At 63.8% G+C, this 15,869-nt stretch carries 14 protein-coding genes and 1 pseudogene; 10 read left to right on the forward strand and 5 right to left on the reverse strand.

What is annotated here, in order from left to right:
• Nucleotides 1–100: 100 nt before the first annotated feature.
• The gene (locus ACYPXD_RS27095) at nucleotides 101–1,000 is read left to right on the forward strand and encodes a LysR family transcriptional regulator (protein ID WP_459718661.1); all 900 of its coding nucleotides are present in this window, start codon (nucleotides 101–103) and stop codon (nucleotides 998–1,000) included.
• 153 nt (nucleotides 1,001–1,153) lie between these two features.
• On the opposite strand, the gene ACYPXD_RS27100 is transcribed toward ACYPXD_RS27095, so the two are convergent.
• On the reverse strand, nucleotides 1,154–2,476 hold the full coding sequence (locus ACYPXD_RS27100) for a TIGR00366 family protein (RefSeq protein WP_459718665.1): 1,323 nt from the start codon (nucleotides 2,474–2,476) through the stop codon (nucleotides 1,154–1,156).
• A 21-nt stretch (nucleotides 2,477–2,497) separates the two neighbouring features.
• Nucleotides 2,498–2,755 carry a hypothetical protein gene (locus ACYPXD_RS27105; RefSeq protein WP_459718668.1) on the reverse strand — a complete coding sequence of 86 codons (258 nt, stop codon included), beginning with the start codon at nucleotides 2,753–2,755 and terminating at the stop codon, nucleotides 2,498–2,500.
• On the opposite strand from ACYPXD_RS27105, the gene cuyB reads away from it, so the two are divergent.
• The 8 genes and pseudogenes from cuyB (at nucleotide 2,754) to ACYPXD_RS27145 (ending at nucleotide 11,154) form a co-directional block, all read left to right on the forward strand.
• Nucleotides 2,754–3,527, forward strand: coding sequence for a cysteate racemase (gene cuyB, locus ACYPXD_RS27110; protein ID WP_459718671.1), 774 nt, complete (start codon nucleotides 2,754–2,756; stop codon nucleotides 3,525–3,527). The genes ACYPXD_RS27105 and cuyB overlap by 2 nt on opposite strands.
• A gap of 176 nt (nucleotides 3,528–3,703) precedes the next feature.
• Nucleotides 3,704–5,065 (forward strand): dicarboxylate/amino acid:cation symporter, encoded by a 1,362-nt coding sequence (locus ACYPXD_RS27115; protein ID WP_459718674.1) that lies wholly within the window; start codon nucleotides 3,704–3,706, stop codon nucleotides 5,063–5,065.
• 322 nt (nucleotides 5,066–5,387) lie between these two features.
• Nucleotides 5,388–6,053 (forward strand): NADPH-dependent FMN reductase, encoded by a 666-nt coding sequence (locus ACYPXD_RS27120; protein WP_459718677.1) that lies wholly within the window; start codon nucleotides 5,388–5,390, stop codon nucleotides 6,051–6,053.
• Nucleotides 6,054–6,297: 244 nt separating this feature from the next.
• A complete protein-coding gene (locus ACYPXD_RS27125) occupies nucleotides 6,298–6,513 on the forward strand; it encodes a transcriptional regulator (protein WP_219801534.1) in 216 nt (71 codons plus the stop codon).
• Between the two features lie 248 nt (nucleotides 6,514–6,761).
• Nucleotides 6,762–7,661, forward strand: coding sequence for a ferritin-like domain-containing protein (locus tag ACYPXD_RS27130; protein ID WP_459718683.1), 900 nt, complete (start codon nucleotides 6,762–6,764; stop codon nucleotides 7,659–7,661).
• A gap of 92 nt (nucleotides 7,662–7,753) precedes the next feature.
• Complete coding sequence (gene iaaH, locus ACYPXD_RS27135) at nucleotides 7,754–9,199, forward strand: indoleacetamide hydrolase (RefSeq protein WP_459718685.1); 1,446 nt, start codon at nucleotides 7,754–7,756, stop codon at nucleotides 9,197–9,199.
• 19 nt (nucleotides 9,200–9,218) lie between these two features.
• Nucleotides 9,219–9,965 carry a CDP-diacylglycerol diphosphatase gene (locus ACYPXD_RS27140; RefSeq protein ID WP_459718688.1) on the forward strand — a complete coding sequence of 249 codons (747 nt, stop codon included), beginning with the start codon at nucleotides 9,219–9,221 and terminating at the stop codon, nucleotides 9,963–9,965.
• A 147-nt stretch (nucleotides 9,966–10,112) separates the two neighbouring features.
• A pseudogene (locus tag ACYPXD_RS27145) lies at nucleotides 10,113–11,154 on the forward strand (fatty acid desaturase).
• Here ACYPXD_RS27145 and ACYPXD_RS27150 read toward each other — a convergent pair.
• The 3 genes from ACYPXD_RS27150 to ACYPXD_RS27160 form a co-directional block, all read right to left on the reverse strand.
• Entirely contained in the window at nucleotides 11,133–12,644 is a 1,512-nt protein-coding gene (locus ACYPXD_RS27150) for an aldehyde dehydrogenase (RefSeq protein WP_459718691.1), read from the reverse strand. The pseudogene ACYPXD_RS27145 and the gene ACYPXD_RS27150 sit on opposite strands and share 22 nt — an antisense overlap.
• Before the next feature lie 40 nt (nucleotides 12,645–12,684).
• A complete protein-coding gene (locus ACYPXD_RS27155; protein ID WP_459718695.1) occupies nucleotides 12,685–14,085 on the reverse strand; it encodes an MFS transporter in 1,401 nt (466 codons plus the stop codon).
• 120 nt (nucleotides 14,086–14,205) lie between these two features.
• Nucleotides 14,206–14,937: an enoyl-CoA hydratase/isomerase family protein gene (locus tag ACYPXD_RS27160; RefSeq protein ID WP_459718698.1), complete on the reverse strand. Its 732-nt coding sequence runs from the start codon at nucleotides 14,935–14,937 to the stop codon at nucleotides 14,206–14,208.
• Between the two features lie 144 nt (nucleotides 14,938–15,081).
• Between ACYPXD_RS27160 and ACYPXD_RS27165 the strand changes: the two genes are divergently transcribed.
• Nucleotides 15,082–15,852, forward strand: a complete 771-nt coding sequence (locus tag ACYPXD_RS27165) for a GntR family transcriptional regulator (protein WP_459718701.1) — start codon at nucleotides 15,082–15,084, stop codon at nucleotides 15,850–15,852.
• Nucleotides 15,853–15,869: the final 17 nt, after the last annotated feature.

Consider the following 15,869-nt stretch of genomic DNA (forward strand, 5'->3'; position numbering starts at 1 on the left):
GGTGGACACGACCGTTGAGCGCATCGGGCGGGGACATGGTTAAAATCCGTCTGTTCATCGGTCGAATTTATCAAAGCCGTTTTCTGCGGACGAAAGGGATATGGAATTTCGTCAGTTGCGCTACTTCCTCGCCGTGGCCGACCATCTGCATTTCACAGATGCCGCCACGCACCTGGGCATTGCCCAACCCCCTTTGAGTCAGCAGATTCTCAAGCTCGAGAGGGAAATCGGCACGCCCTTGTTCGTCCGTCATCCGCGCCGCGTCGAATTGACCGAGGCGGGACGGCTCCTTCGCGAGAGCGCGCGACGCATCATCGAAGATGCGCAACAGGCATTGGCCGAAGTGCAGAACGCCGGGCGCGGCGAAACAGGCCGGCTCTCGCTGGGTTTTGCCGGCTCGACGGTATTTCATCCGATTGTGGCGGCAACGATGCAACGTTACCGTGATGCGTACGGGCGTGTGTCGATCAGTTGCGAGGAGAGCAACAGTTCGGCGCTGCTCGACAAGGTCGCCGAGCGTCACATCGATGCTGCACTGGTGCGAATGCCGCTGAATTGCGGGGATCTCGTCGTCGAGCGGCTGGTTGATGAGAACATGGTTGTCGTGCTGCCGGCAAACCATCGTCTGAGCCGGCGACGCCGCATCGACCTGGCAGAACTTGCCGACAATTCGTTCATCCTTTTTCCCCGGCCGATCGGACCGGATCTGCACGACTCGATCATCGGTGCCTGCCATCAGGCCGGTTTCGCTCCGTCGATCGGCATGGAATCGCCACAGATCTCATCGGCGGCAAACCTCGTAGCCGCCGGGTTCGGCATCGCAGTGGTTCCTGCATCGATCCGGCAAGTGCAGATCGAAGGCGTGTCCTATCATGAACTGAAGCACAACCCACTTTCGACGGGAATTGCGCTTATCCACCGCCAGCGCGAAAAATCGCCCACTGTGCTGAACTTTGTACGGGTCTTGCGGCTGCAGCGGCAGGCGGTGCGCGCCGCATGAATGAAGCGGGTGGCGCCGCGCAACGCATGCCGCCCTCGCCCGATTGAACACTGCCAGCGTCGGATAGATCCTTCCTGCGGGAACATGCGCCCGACGCTCGCCTGCTGAATTATCTGCCGTCGAAAACCAGAAGACTCATCCTATTGAGGACTCTTAGAACAGATACATCCCCGCGACAAAAATAACGCCTGAAAACAGCAGCGCCGTTACGCAATAGCCCATGATGTCGCGTACGCCGAGACCCGCAATCGCAAGCGCCGGCAGCGCCCAGAACGGCTGCGCCATATTGGTCCACGCTTCACCGTATGCAATCGCCATCGCCGACTTGCCAAGATCCGCGCCAAGCGCCTGTGCGGCCGGCATCACGAACGGACCCTGCACGACCCAGTGACCGCCGCCGCTCGGCACCGCGAAATTGATCACGGCAGAGCTCAAAAACGCGAGCAGCGGGAACGTGTGCACGTTCGCGATATCGACGAACCATTTCGTGATCACGCCGGCGAGACCCGAGTGATCCATCAGCGCCTGAATGCCCGCATAGAACGGGAACTGGATCATGATGCCCGATGCGCCGCGCGCCGCGGCGGCCACCGCACGCGCATACGCCATCGGCGTCTTGTGCAGCAGCATGCCGGTTGCGAGGAACACGAGATTGACCGTGTCGATATCGAGCGTGAAGCCCTTCGTCACCGTGCGCACGACAAGGAAGCCGTAGCAGACGAGCGCGACGAGCATCGCGAGGAAGCGGCTTTCTTCGAGCCGTTCGGCGAGCGTCGCGTTCGCGGGCAGTTTGCGTTCGACGGTCGGCGGTTCTTCCAGCAGCGCCGGATCGACCGCAACCACATCCTGCGGCTTGGGCATCATCAAACGCGCGAGAATCGGCAGCAGCACGATCAGCCCGAACGTGATGAACGCGTTATAGCCGGTGAAAATCGTGTGCGACACCGGGATCAGGCCAATGGCCTTCTCCATCGGATTGCCCTTGGTCGCCGCGACGAGCGGCACCGAACCCGACAGGCCGCCGTGCCACGTCAGAAAGCCCATATACGCGCACGCGACAAGCAGCCGATAGTCGGTGCCCTTTACGCGTCGCGCGACTTCACGCGACAGCATCGCGCCGAGCACGAGGCCGAAGCCCCAATTGATGGCGCACGCAACGGCGCCGACGAACGCGACGAGCATCACGCCCTGCCCCGGCGTGCGTGCCGAATTCGCGAGCGCGACCAGCATCCGCCTGATCGGACCCGAACTCGCGAGCGCGTGGCCGGTGACGAGAATCATCGCCATTTGCATCGAGAACGCGAGCAGATTCCAGAAGCCCGCGCCCCACAACGAGATCAGTTCGACGGGTGGCTTCGGCGTGAGACCGAACGCGAGCGCGAAGGTCGCGATGGTCAGGAAGATGGCAAAAATCAAAGGATCGGGAAGCACGCGGTGCACGACCTGCGTGAAAAACTGCGAGATGCGCTGAATCAACTGTCTACTCCTTGTCGCCTATTAGTCTGCATGCGAGATGTGCATGCGGGTTTTGGATTCGCGGGTTTCCCCTTGAACACCAGCGAGCCTTTCATTTTTCTTCATTGCGCTCGTCGGCAAGGGCAGAATTTTTGCATAAAAAACGCAGCCGCGTGCCCAAAGTATGCAAATCGCAAGGCTTACACGCGTGACAAACATCAGCGCTGCAAATGAATCTGGAACATTACGAAACAGAAAACTATTATCGACGCCATACCTTCGACGATCGGGAGTCGCCATGAGCACCGGTGCACCACCGGCTGGTCTTGTAATCGGCGTGCTGGGCGGCATGGGCCCGCAGGCGACCGCCGACTTTCTGATGAAGCTCACGGCCGCGACGCCTGCCGAATGCGAGCAGGACCATCTGCGCGTGCATATCGATTCGAACCCGAAAGTGCCTGACCGCAGCGAGGCGATCGCGGGCCGCGGCGCATCGCCGGGCGCGGCGCTCGCCGCGATGGCCGCCGGCCTCGAACGCGCGGGCGCCGACTTTCTTGTGATGCCGTGCAATACCGCGCATGCGTTCGAGCCCGACATCCGCGCGGCGGTCAGCGTGCCGTTCGTCAGCATGATCGAGGAAACCCGCGCGGCCTGCGAATCAGCGTTTCCTTATGCACGCCGCTTCGGTCTGCTTGCGACGAGCGGGTGTATCCATACGCTTCTCTATCAACACGCTTTCGCCCGCACCGGCCGCCGTGCGGTCGTGCTTGACGCTACTGACCAGGAAAGCCTGATGACCTTGCTGTACCGGGTCAAACTGGGTGACCGTTCGAACGCGCTGCGGGCCGCCATGCGCACCTATGGCGAAGCGCTGATCGATGCGGGCGCCGAGATGGTCGTCGCGGCCTGCTCCGAGGTTCCGCTCGTGCTGGCCGACGGCGATCTCTCGCGGCCCGTGCTCGACGCAACGGCGATCCTCGCGCGGCGCTGCGTGCGTTATGCGTATGGCTTCGAGCCGCTGCCCGCCCCGCAGCCAGGCGTACAACCCATCGCACCGATGCCGGCTTCGTGACATAAAACGCCGCGCACTCGCTGCAGTACAGCGTCGCCCGACGCGGCGCATTGAATTTTGGTCGATGAAGATACGACTGCGGCGCGCCCGGCAAGACCGCAAGAAACCGTAAGAAACCGCGCGCCGCCCGTAACGCATTCGTCCATTTCGATGCGCATCAAGCGCGGGAGACAAGCGTGAAACAGAACAGACTGGGGCTGGCCATCGTTATCGGCATGCTGTTTGGCATTGCGGCGGGCTACGTGTGTCATCAATCGGCCGACTCGCCCGCCGCAGCCAAGGAAATGGCCAGCAACTTCTCGTTGATTACCGATATCTTTCTGCGGCTCATCAAGATGGTGATCGCGCCGCTCGTATTCAGCGGCATCGTTGCGGGGCTGACGGCGATCGGCGATCCGAAAGTCGTGGGCCGCGCGGGCCTGAAGGCGCTCGGCTGGTTTTTCTGCGCGTCGTTCACGTCGCTATTGATCGGCATGGTGCTCGGCAACGTCTTCGACCTCGGGCACGCCATGAGCCTGCAAGTGCCGGCTGCGGGCGCGGCGGCGGGCGTCAGCACCGCTGCGTTCAATCTGCACAACTTTATTACGCACATCGTGCCGTCGAGCGTGATCGAAGCGATGGCGAACAACGAGATTCTGCCGATCCTCGTGTTCTCGGTGTTTTTCGGCATCGCGATGGGCACGATGAAAGACCGGCTGCCGCCCGCGCTGCTGTCGTCGATCGAGGGACTGTTCTCGATCATGCTCAAAATTACCGGTTACGTGATGTGGTTCGCGCCGCTCGGCGTGTTCGGCGCGGTGGCCGCGGTGATCACGGTGCAAGGGCTCGGCATGCTTGTCACGTATGGCAAGTTTATCGGCGCGGTCTATTTCAGCATGATGGTGTTGTGGTGCGTGCTGCTCGCGGCCGGCTATGGCGTGCTCGGCAAACCGGTCTTCGCACTCGTGAAACTGATTCGCGAGCCGATGATCATCGCGTTCTGCACGGCGAGCAGCGAAGCCGCGTATCCGAAAACGATCGAGCAGCTCACGCGCTTCGGCGTCAAGCCGCGCATCAGCAACTTCGTGCTGCCGCTCGCGTACTCGTTCAATCTGGACGGCTCGATGATGTATCAGGCGTTCGCCGCGCTCTTTATCGCGCAGGCGTACAACATTCACCTGTCGTTTGGCCAACAGTTCTGGATGCTGCTCGTCATGATGCTGACGAGCAAGGGCGTGGCCGGCGTGCCGCGCGCGGCAATCGTCGTGATTGCGGCAACCTTGCCGCTCTTCGGGCTGCCGGTTGAAGGCGTGGTGCTGCTGCTCGCTATCGACCAGTTCATCGATATGGGCCGCACGACCACGAACGTGGTCGGCAACAGCATTGCGTCGGCGGTCATCGCGAAGTGGGAAAACGGCCTCGCGCCGTGGACCGGAACCGCCTATCCGTTATCCGAAGCGATTCCGTCGATGCATCACGATATGGGCGGCGCGCATCTTTCACCGGCGCCGCAGTCGGCACCGCATGCAGCCCTCCAGACGTCGCGGTCTTCTCACTAGCGCGCCTGAACGGCAGGCCGACGGGCCGTTCAGGCGCAAAGCTCACGCGTGTTGAACTTCACAGCGCCGCCTCGCAGCTGCAATCAGCAACCTGCGAGCAACCTGCGAGCAACCTGCGCGGAGCGGCGCGCCCGCCGGCCATTCTGCAAACAAGCCTCGTTCGGTATATCGTTAGAACGAAAAGTCGGTTCGCGCCACGCGCGTCGAACTCTAAGATAGCGATTCTGGCCCGTTGCCCCATCGTCCATTTGCGCGCGCGATCGTTCGCACCGCATGCGCTGCGGTCATCGCGGCCACCGTCACCGAGCAAGGAGTCTTTCAGTTGAACCGTTTCGAGCATTCCCGCGCGCCGCTTGTCGTCGGCATCGGCGGCACGACACGCGCCGCGTCGTCGACGGAGCGCGCGCTTGCCGTCGCACTGCGCGGCGCGCAGGAAGCCGGCGCGCAGACGCATCTGTTCGGCGGCGCGTTCCTGCATCGGCTGCCGCACTATGCACCTGAAAATGCCGAGCGCACCGACGAGCAGCTCGAACTCATCGAAGCCGTGCGCAACGCCGACGCGCTGATCATCGCGACGCCCGGCTATCACGGCGGTGTATCGGGCCTCGTGAAAAACGCGCTCGATACCTTCGAGGATCTGCGCGACGACGCGCGGCCCTATCTCGACGGCCGCGCGGCCGGCTGCATCGTCACCGCGTACGGCTGGCAGGCCGCGGGCTCGGTGCTCACCTCGCTGCGCTCGATCGTGCACGCGCTGCGCGGCTGGCCGACGCCATTCGGCGCCGGCATCAATACGCTCGAGACGCGCTTCGACAGCGCCGGGCACTGCTCGGACCCGAAGGTCGCCGAACAGCTCGCCACGGTCGGCCGCCAGGCCGCCCAGTTCGCGCTCGCATTCGGCGGACAGGCGCGCGCCGGCGACGCTGGCCCGGCCGGCAGCGGCCCGGCGCACGCGAGCGCCGCGGGCATCTTCGCGCTGGCAGACTGACGCCCGCCCGGGGAAGACGGGCGAGGCGCCGACGCATCGGGCCTCACACAAGCCCGCTTCACGTGGCCGCTTCACATGCCCACTCGTCGCCCCCCCCCGTCAGTCCACCGCGGCGCCTCCCGCAAAGCAATGCGGCCATGCGCACAAAGCGTCCGCGAAACCGTGTGCCAGCCCACAGACGTGCGCGCATTGGCGACCGATAGTCGCGTCAAACCGGACTCATAAAACCGGACGCAAGAGCAAAATGAACCGACTGATTCGCTACAAGGGTTACCAGGTCGCCCCCGCCGCGCAGCGCCTGCCGAACGGGCTGTTCGCGGCCAATCTGACCATCGAGAAAAGCGCGGCCGAACCGGGGCACGCGTATTCGTTCGACGCCCTCGACTACTTCTTCGACGAAGAGCATGCGCTCGCCTACGCGTTCCGCTGGGGCCGCCTGTGGGTCGACGACCACCAGTAGCCAGGCGGCGCCAGGCCGGCTGTTCACACAAAATACGCGAACGCGCACGGACGCACGCGCTCAAACCGGTCTGAGTCCTGAGCCGGGGTCCACTCCATCCAGTCACACGGGCCTTCACACATGCCGCGCACGATTCGTCGCGAAGGCCGTCGGCCGCGCCTCGCGCGCCAGCGCAAGCGGCATTCCAGCGTGTTGTGACAAAATAGGGTGACATATGTCATACGTAAGATGCGTTAAATAAATTTGCCATGTCCGACACCCTGACAGATGCTGCCGCCGAAGACCACGCGCTGCGAAACTGGACATTCCGGGACCAGGCCCGCATGCGGATCGGCTCCGAGGCCCACAAGCAGATGTTCTGCCGCATGTTGCTTGAAACCCATAACCCCTATAAGCCCGCCGTACTCGACTGGCCGCCGCTCGCACCCGACGCACTGAAGCGCCTCACTTCGCTGCCGATCTGGGACATCGCCGTGCAAACCGAAGGCCGCGCGTCGATTCGTGTGGCGACCTACGCCGCGACGCTCAAAGACCCGCTCTTGCGCGAAGCGATCGAAATGGACGCAGCCGAAGAAGCGCGCCACAAGCATGTGCTGTCGCACCTCGTCGCCGCCTATGGCATCGAGCTCGCGCCGGAGCCTCAATATCCGGCGCCGCGCGACCCCGAATGGGCCTGGATGTTCACGGGCTACAGCGAGTGCATCGACAGTTTTTTCGCCTTTGGCCTGTTCCGTTCGGCCCAGCAATCGGGCTATTTCCCCGAGCCGCTCGTCGAAACGTTCGAGCCCGTCATTCAGGAAGAGGCGCGCCATATCCTCTTCTTTATCAACTGGGTCGCGTGGTACCGGCGTAGGATGCCGTGGTGGCGTCGCCCGTGGCATTCGCTGCGCGTCGCCGCGATCTGGGTCAAACTGGTGTGGGACCGGGTGGGCATGGCCAAGGGCATGGACGCCGACGGCGTGATGCACGACTCGAATTTCCTCGCTGCAAACAGCGCGTCGATCGGCGCCGCGCTCGACGCGCGGCAACTTCTCGAGCTATGCCTCGTCGAAAACGATCAGCGCATGAGCGGCTATGATGTGCGTCTCCTGCGCCCCACACTGATGCCGTGGCTCGCGCGGCTCGCCCTGCGTTTCATGAAGAAGTAACAGGCGCAGCGTTGCTGCCCGATTCGTGCCGCGCGGTCCGGCCGCGCCGGCGCGGGTTGGGTTGCGTGCGTCCGACCGGGAGGAAACACCGCATGGCATGGACCGTCGACGAACAACTGGCACTCACCGCATGCGAAGCAGTCGCGGCGATCCAGGCGGGCAAGCTGCGCGCAACCGATTACGTTGCGACGCTGCTCGCACGCGCGGCGGCCCTGTCGAGCCTCAACGCGTTGACCGTGCTCAATATGGAAGGCGCGCTCGCGGCGGCGCAACGCATCGACGCGTTATCGCCCGACGAGAAGGCGCGTCTGCCGCTCGCGGGCCTGCCGGTGGTCGTGAAGGACAACATCAACACGGTCGATCTGCAAACCGCCGGCGCCACGCCCGCACTCGCGGACTTCAAACCGAAAATCAACGCGCCGTCGGTGCAGCGTCTGCTCGATGCGGGCGCAGTGCTGCTCGGGAAAGCGAACATGCACGAGCTCGCATGCGGCATCACGAGCACAAATTTCGCGGCGCCGGGTCCCGTGCGCAATCCGTACGACCCGGGCCTGATTCCGGGCGGCTCGTCGGGCGGCAATGCGGTGGCGGTGGCCGCGCGCATCGCGCCGGCCGGTCTCGGCACCGACACCAGCGGGTCCAACCGCATTCCGGCCGCGTTGACCGGCTGCGTCGGCTTCCGGCCGTCGGTCGGCAACGGCGGCGCCGAGCGCCGCTATCACGATCCGCAAGCGCTGCTGCCGCTTAGCCATACACGCGACACGGTCGGCCCGATCACACGCACGGTGGCCGACGCCGCGCTGCTCGACACGGTCATAACCGGCGAAAGCGCGCTGCCTGCGGTCACGTTGGCCGGCCTGCGTATCGGCCTGCCCGCGCCGCTGTGGGACGGCCTCGATGCGTCGCTCGAAGCGGTCGCGCGGGCCGCGCAGCGCAAGCTCGCAGCCGCGGGCGTCGCGTTCGTCGAACTCGAGATGGGCGAACTGATGCGGCTCAACGACCGCACCACGCCGATCACGGCGCACGAAACGCTCGCCGATGTGCGCGCGTGGCTCGTCGCCAACGACGCGCCGGTGCAGACGGTCGAGGAACTGGCACTCTCCATTGCGAGCCCCGACGTGCGCGAAATATTCGCCGCGATACTCGCGGACCCGTTCGCAGCGCTTTATCATGCAGCGCTCACCCAATGGCGGCCGCAACTGCAGCAGCTTTACGCAACGACATTCGCGAATGAACGCGTCGACGCATTGATGTTTCCAACCACGATTCTTCCCGCCACGCCGCTCGACGAAATTCGCGGCTCGTCGGTCGTATCGCTGCACGGCCAGATGCTCGATACGATGGGCGCCTATCTGCGCAATACGGACCCTTCCGCCAATGCGGGGCTTCCCGGTTTGTCGCTGCCCGCGGGACGCACCGCGGACGGCTTGCCCGTAGGCATCGAACTCGACGGTCCGGTCGGCAGCGACCGGCGTCTCCTTGCGCTCGGTAGCGCATTCGAACAGGTTCTCGGCGCACTCGCGCCACCCATCATCTAACTACCGATGAGTCTCTTCCATGCCCCTCTTCTTGCGAAAAACACTGGTCTTTTCGCTGGCCGTGCTGGTGGGCGGCTGCGCGTCGCTGGCGGCCAGCAACCCGAACGCGTTATGGCAGATCGTCAGTGAACAGTGCGTGCCGCCCGAGCAATCGAGCGGAAAACCCGGTGTATGCACGGACGTCAATTTAAAGAAACACTACGCGATCCTGAAGGATATCGTCGGCGACACGCAGTACCTGCTGATTCCGACCGACCGCGTGAGCGGCATCGAGAGCCCGCTGATTCTGCAACCCGACGCGCCCGATTACTGGGTCGATGCATGGAATGCGCGGCATTACGTCAGTGAACGGGCCAGGATTCAATTGCAGGACGATCAGATCGGGCTCGAGATCAATTCGCAATTCCGGCGATCGCAACAGCAGTTGCATATCCATATCGATTGCATGCGCGACGATATCGTCTCCGCGCTTGCGCCCTATCGCGACCAGGTGCTCTTTCAGTGGCATCCGGCGACACTCGATAACCAGCGTTACCGCGTGATGCGCGTCCCGAATCTCGACGGCGAGAACAATCCGTTTCGTGTCGTCGCGCGCGATCATCCGGGTTCCGATCAGATGGCCCAGCAGACCATTCTCGTCACGGGTGCGGGGCACACCACGAAGGACGGCTGGCTGATCGTGAATAGCGCGCTGAATATCGAGGACGGCAGCGGCACGGCCGAGCCGTTGCTCGATCATGAGTGCAAGCTCGCGAAGCACGGTTAGCGCACGCGGGTCATGGCACCCGCTTAAGCGTTTTTCCAGCGAAGCTTTGCGTGACAAATTGGTTTCGCCGCGCGTAACCGGCCGGTAGGATCGGGTTCGATCGACGTCAGGGTCTTCAGCCCGGCGCATGAACGACCGGATCCGCCGATGGCCTTTTATCTCGATGACAGTCAGCGTCAAGCTTTGAACCGCCGCCGCGCGAGCTGGGCGTGGCGCAGCGAATGGCCGACATGGCTCGTTATCGTGGCGATTTACAGCGGATGGTTCGGCGTCGCGAACCACGCGCGCGTGCTCGGCATGCCTGTTACGGTCGCGCTGCTCGCGCTGTTCGGCGCATGGTATCTGTCGCTGCAGCATGAACTGCTGCATGGGCATCCGACGCGTTCGCCGTTGATCAACAGCCTGATCGGATTTATGCCGCTCGCGGTATGGTTTCCGTACCGCGTCTATCGCGAGCTGCATCTGCGGCATCACGACGATCCGCACCTGACGCGCCCCGGGCACGATCCGGAAAGCTATTTCGTGAGTCTGGCCGCATGGGATCGCGCGTGCCCGATGCTGCGCGCGTTGCTGACGGCGCGCAATACGTTTATCGGCCGCCTGCTTTTAGGCCCCGCGTTTTTCGCTCGCCGCGACCGCGAGCGATGCATTGCGCAAGCTTGCGCAGCGCGATTTCAGCGACGTACCCGCATGGCTCGCCCATGGCGCGGCACTCGCCGCATTGACGACATGGCTGGCGCGCAACTGCGGTATTGCGCCGTGGCTGTTTATTGTCGGCGCCGGTTATCCGGCACTGGCGTTGAATTCGGTCCGCTCGTTTCACGAGCATCGCAGCGCGGATGCGTATGAGCATCGCTCGGTGATCAATGAAGCAGCGTGGTTCTGGCGGCTGCTGTTTCTGAACAATAACTACCACGCGGTACATCACGACTTGCCGGGACTGCCGTGGTTTGCATTGCGCCGTGTCTATCTCGAACGCCGCGCGCAATACCTGCTCCGGAACGGCGGTTTTCTCGTGAGCGGCTACCGCGACTGGTTCACGTCGTACGCGGCAAAGCCGATCACGCATCCGGTGCACGCTTCAAAACAAACCGGCGCTGTGTACGAACACAGCGCGACACGGCGCCGGCAACTTGAGCCGAAGCGTCTGCTACGGCGTCAGCGTCTTCAGTTCAGACGCTTCAACTGACCGTCGTCCGCATACCAGTCGACCGTCTTGCCCGTCGTGTTGATCGTCACCGCGCGCGGCTCGGTGAACTGGTCGAACGACTCGATACCGGTCTCGCGGCCCACGCCGCTGTTCTTGAAGCCGCCCCACGGCGATGCCGGATCGAGCCGGTGGTGGTCGTTGACCCACACCATGCCGAATTCGAGCTTGCTCGCCACACGATGTGCACGCGCGACGTCGATCGTCCACACCGATGCAGCCAAGCCAAACTGCGTATCGTTGGCAATCCGAAGCGCGTCGGCTTCGTCCTTGAACGGCATCACCACGGTGACCGGACCGAACACTTCTTCCTGACCGATCTCGCAACGCGGATCGACGTCGTACAGCACCGTCGGCTCGAGGAAGAAGCCTTGCGACAGATGCGACGGAACCTTGCCGCCCGTCAACAGCTTCGCGCCGTCCTGTTCCGCGCGCGCGAGCATCGCGAGAATGCGCTGACGCGAACGGTCGGAAATGACGGGGCCGAGCTGCGTCTTCGGGTCTTCCGGGTTGCCGACGCGAATGCCGGCCGCCTTCACGCGGAAGCGCTCGAGGAATTCGCGGTAGATCGTTTCCTGCACGAGGATACGGGCGCCGCACACGCAGGTCTGCCCTGCGCCGATGAACGATGCAAACGCCGCGCCGTTGACCGCGCGGTCGAGGTCCATATCGTCGAACAGGATCACCGCGCCCTTGCCGCCCAGTTCGAGCGTGGTCAGGGCAAACGTGCGCGCGGCCGCTTCGCCGATCGAACGGCCTACTTCCGTGCCGCCCGTGAAGACAACCTTACGGATCAGTTCGTGCTTCGCGAGCGCCGCGCCGCACACGCGGCCTTCGCCGTTCACGACGTTGACCACGCCCTTCGGCACACCCGCTTCTTCGAGCAGGCGCGCGAGGCGTACTGTGGTCAGCGGGGTTTGTTCGGATGCCTTGATGACGACGCTGTTGCCGGTGGCAAGCGCCGGTGCGAGGCTCTTCGACAGAATCATCAGCGGGTGATTGAACGACGCCATCAGCGCAACCACGCCGAGCGCCACGCGCTGCGTGTAGCACAGGTACGGCCCTTCGATCGGAATCACGTCGCTGCGGCGCGTCAGCGACAGCGCCGCGAAATAGCGATAGAACTGCGGCAGGCGCGAAATCTGCGCGCGCGTCTCGGAGATCGGCCGGCCGTTGTTCAGCGTTTCGAGCTTGTAGAAATTTTCCAGGTCCGCTTCGAACAGATCGGCAAATTTGTTGATGATGCGCGAGCGCTGCTGGATCGGCATATCGCGCCATTCGCCGCGCTCGAACGCCGCGTGGCCGGCACGCACCGCGCGGTCGACATCGGCTTCCGACGCCGCCGCGAGACTGCCGATCACCGCGCCTGTTGCCGGGTTCACGATGTCCATCGCGCGGCCGCCTTCGGCGCCGGTCCATTCGCCATCGATCAGAAGCTGGGCTTCGAGGTGCTGCTTGTTGACTGCATCCATTGCGATTTCCTTGCGGTTTTCCGACGCGTTTCGTTGAAAGTTATTTGAGCGGCGACACCCGCGCGGCGGCGTTCACGCCGTCGGGCGCGAGCGCGTCGCCGGGTTGAAGGTCTTCGAGGCGCTGGCCCGTCGGTTCGACGCCGAGCCAGGCGACCACGACAATCTGGACCGCGAGCAGGCCGATCATCAGTGCGAGCACACCGACCACGCCATGCTGCGCAAACAGCGCCACGACGATAAACGGCGTCACGATCGTTGCCCCACGCCCCAGCGTATTACAGATGCCCGATGCGCGCAGACGCACCTCGGTCGGGAACAGTTCAGGCACGTACACGGCGAACAGCAACGCGACGAGCACGTAGATCGGAATGGTCAGCAGCAGGCCCACCACCGGCAGCAGCAGCGGATTGCTGACGAACGGATAGATCGCGCCGAACAGAATGGCCAGCAGCGACGCGGCGATGATGGTCTTCTTGCGACCCCACGAATCCGCGGTGAACGCGCCGATTGCCGATCCGACCGGCGCGCCGATCGACATCACGAGCGCATAGCCGAACGACTTCGCGATGCTGAAGCCTTGATGCACGAAGAACGTCGGCAGCCACGTGACGAAACCGTACAGCAGCGTGTTGATCACCACGAGACACACGCAGCCGACAATCAACCGCTGCAGCATCGTGCCGACGAACAGCGACCCGAAGCTGAGCGGCTCGCGTGCATGCGCGGGCTTCGTGGGCACCATGGCCGGCTGCGGCAACGGTTTGCCCTGCTCCTTCTCGACCTCGCCTTCGATGCGCTGCAGGATCGCTTCGGCCTCCTTCTCGCGGCCGGCGGACTCGAGCCAGCGTGGCGACTCGGGCAGCGACTTGCGCGCGTACCAGACACCGAGCGCGCCGATGCCGCCAAGCACGAACATCGCGCGCCAGCCGAGTGCCGGAATCACGAGCAAACCGATCAGCCCCGCGATCGGCAGGCCGGTCACGACGAACACCGCCATCAGCCCTTGCAGCCGCCCGCGCGAGCGCGGCGGCACGAACTCGGCGAGCGTCGAATAGCCGACCACGTTTTCGGCGCCGAGGCCCACGCCCATCAGGAAGCGGCATGCAATCAGCAGGTTCATGGTCGGCGAAATCGCGGCGCCGAGCGACGCGAGGCCGAAGATCGCGAGATTCACCTGATATGTAAAGCGGCGTCCGAAGCGGTCGCCGAGAAAGCCGGTGACGAGCGAGCCGAGCATCATGCCGAGGAACGTCAGCGACACGAACAGCGCGTTTTGCGCGAGCGTCGAGAAGCCCGTTTTCAGCGTCGCGCCGAGCACCGTCGACGCGACATAGATGTCGAAGCCATCGAAAAACATGCCGATGCCGATCAGCCACATGATCCGGCGATGAAACGCCGACATCGGCAACCGGTCGAGTCTTGCACCTGCATTCACGTTCATGTTGTACGTCTCCAGCCAGTTTTCCGGTCGGTTGTTGTTTTGCGCGGCGGGGGGTGGTTGCCGCGGGTGTGTCGGGTTTTGCTCGGGGTCTGCTGCGCTCGGGGGTGACTGCGTTAGCGGTCAGCGGCTTTGCATCAGCCGCAGGGTCGTCACGGTCAGCGTTTCGGTTGCGAGGCGGAAGTTCTGTTCGAGCGCGTTCTCTTCCGCCGCCTGGAAAAACGCCTTGCAACCGCGCGCGCCCGTCTCGTCGAGGGCGAGGATGCGTTCGATCAGCGTGTCCGTCGCAAGACTCAGCGCATCGGGCTCGGCGACCTGGGTAATCAGGCTCGCATCGAGCGCGACGGACGGTGTCATCGGCTCGCCGAACAGCACCATCGGGAACACCCGCTTGGGCAACGCATAGCGGCCGAGGTAAGCCATGATCGCGGCGGGCGGCAGGCCCGCTTTCATTTCCGGGAACGCCAGGCGCGCGGCGCTCGACACGATCGCGAAGTCGCACAGGATCGCAAGGCCGAAACCGAAACCGAACGCATCGCCCTGCACTTCGGCGACGCTGATGAGCGACGTGCTGCGCAATAGCTTCTTCAATTCGATCAGGCGCGCGACTTCCGCGTGAATCGACAGCGCGTCGCGGCCGGCGCGTTCGCGGCCCTTGCAGAACGCGTTGCCCGCGGCGCGCAGCCGCAGCACGCGCGCGGTCGGCTCGATGGCCTCGCTGCGCAGGGCGGCAATCATCGCGTCGAACATCGGCCCGGTGACTTCATTCGCGGCATCCGGGTTATTCAGCGTGAACGTGAGCACCGCGCCCGATTTTTCGATCAATACGGGCTGCGGCAAAGAAACGTGATCCACGTGCTCTCCTTGGTTCGGGTCTTGGTGCGGTAAGTTCGATGTTGTATAATCTGTATACAGCGTATTCAATGAATAGTGCAGTGTCAACCGGAATGCTCGCCGAGGGGTTATTACCGGTAACCGGAAGGGAGAAGGGAGCTCCAATTGCGAACCGCCAAAAAGGCCGAAAAAGGCCAGCATCAGGACATGCCGCTCGCGCCGCCGCTCGATACGATCGGCCGCAAGTACCACGCGCGCATGCGCACCATCCACGCGACGAGCGACTCGTTGAGCGAAGGCGTCGTCGTGCCGGCGCTGCGCGAAGCGATTGTGGAAGGCGTGCTCGCACCCGGCAGTCGCCTGTCCGAAGTACAGGTCGCGAAGCAGTTGAATGTGAGCCGCACGCCGATGCGCGAAGCGTTCGCGCAACTCGAACGCGAAGGGCTCGTCACGATGCTGCCGCGCATCGGCGCATTCGTGCGCTCGGTCAGCGTGCGCGACGTCGAAGAGATCTATACGGTGCGCTCGGCGCTCGAATGCCTTGCGGTGCAGCTTGCGGCGAACCGCATCACCGCGCTCGGGCGCGCGCAGCTCGATGACGTGGTCGCCGCGATGGAGACGGCCGTCGCCGCCGACAATCCTGCAAGCTACGTCGACGCGCTCGATCGCTTCTATACGGTCGTGATGACGATTGCCGATAACCGCACGCTGCAGGAAAGCCATGCGGCGCTGATCGGTCCGGTGCGGCGTGTGCGGCGTATTGCGATGGCGCGCGGCGGGCGCATGCGGGCGTCGTTCGAGCAGTCGGTGCGGATTCGCGATGCGATCGTGAAAAACGATCCGGGTGTGCAGGATTTGATGCGCGAGCAATTACAGGGCGCCTGCAAGGCCGCGCTCGATGTGCTCAATCACGTGGAAGACCATGATGCAGCGTAGCGGCGCCGTGCCGTGCG

The sequence above is a fragment of the Paraburkholderia sp. 2C genome (assembly GCF_054589215.1).

Excerpts from the sequence above, each read along its gene's own strand:
- ACYPXD_RS27140 (WP_459718688.1), top strand. The coding sequence starts at position 9,219 with ATGCCCCTCTTCTTGCGAAAAACACTGGTCTTTTCGCTGGCCGTGCTG.
- ACYPXD_RS27095 (WP_459718661.1), top strand. The coding sequence starts at position 101 with ATGGAATTTCGTCAGTTGCGCTACTTCCTCGCCGTGGCCGACCATCTG.
- iaaH (WP_459718685.1), top strand. The coding sequence starts at position 7,754 with ATGGCATGGACCGTCGACGAACAACTGGCACTCACCGCATGCGAAGCA.
- ACYPXD_RS27130 (WP_459718683.1), top strand. The coding sequence starts at position 6,762 with ATGTCCGACACCCTGACAGATGCTGCCGCCGAAGACCACGCGCTGCGA.
- ACYPXD_RS27150 (WP_459718691.1), bottom strand. The coding sequence starts at position 12,644 with ATGGATGCAGTCAACAAGCAGCACCTCGAAGCCCAGCTTCTGATCGAT.
- ACYPXD_RS27105 (WP_459718668.1), bottom strand. The coding sequence starts at position 2,755 with ATGGCGACTCCCGATCGTCGAAGGTATGGCGTCGATAATAGTTTTCTG.
- ACYPXD_RS27125 (WP_219801534.1), top strand. The coding sequence starts at position 6,298 with ATGAACCGACTGATTCGCTACAAGGGTTACCAGGTCGCCCCCGCCGCG.
- cuyB (WP_459718671.1), top strand. The coding sequence starts at position 2,754 with ATGAGCACCGGTGCACCACCGGCTGGTCTTGTAATCGGCGTGCTGGGC.
- ACYPXD_RS27155 (WP_459718695.1), bottom strand. The coding sequence starts at position 14,085 with ATGAACGTGAATGCAGGTGCAAGACTCGACCGGTTGCCGATGTCGGCG.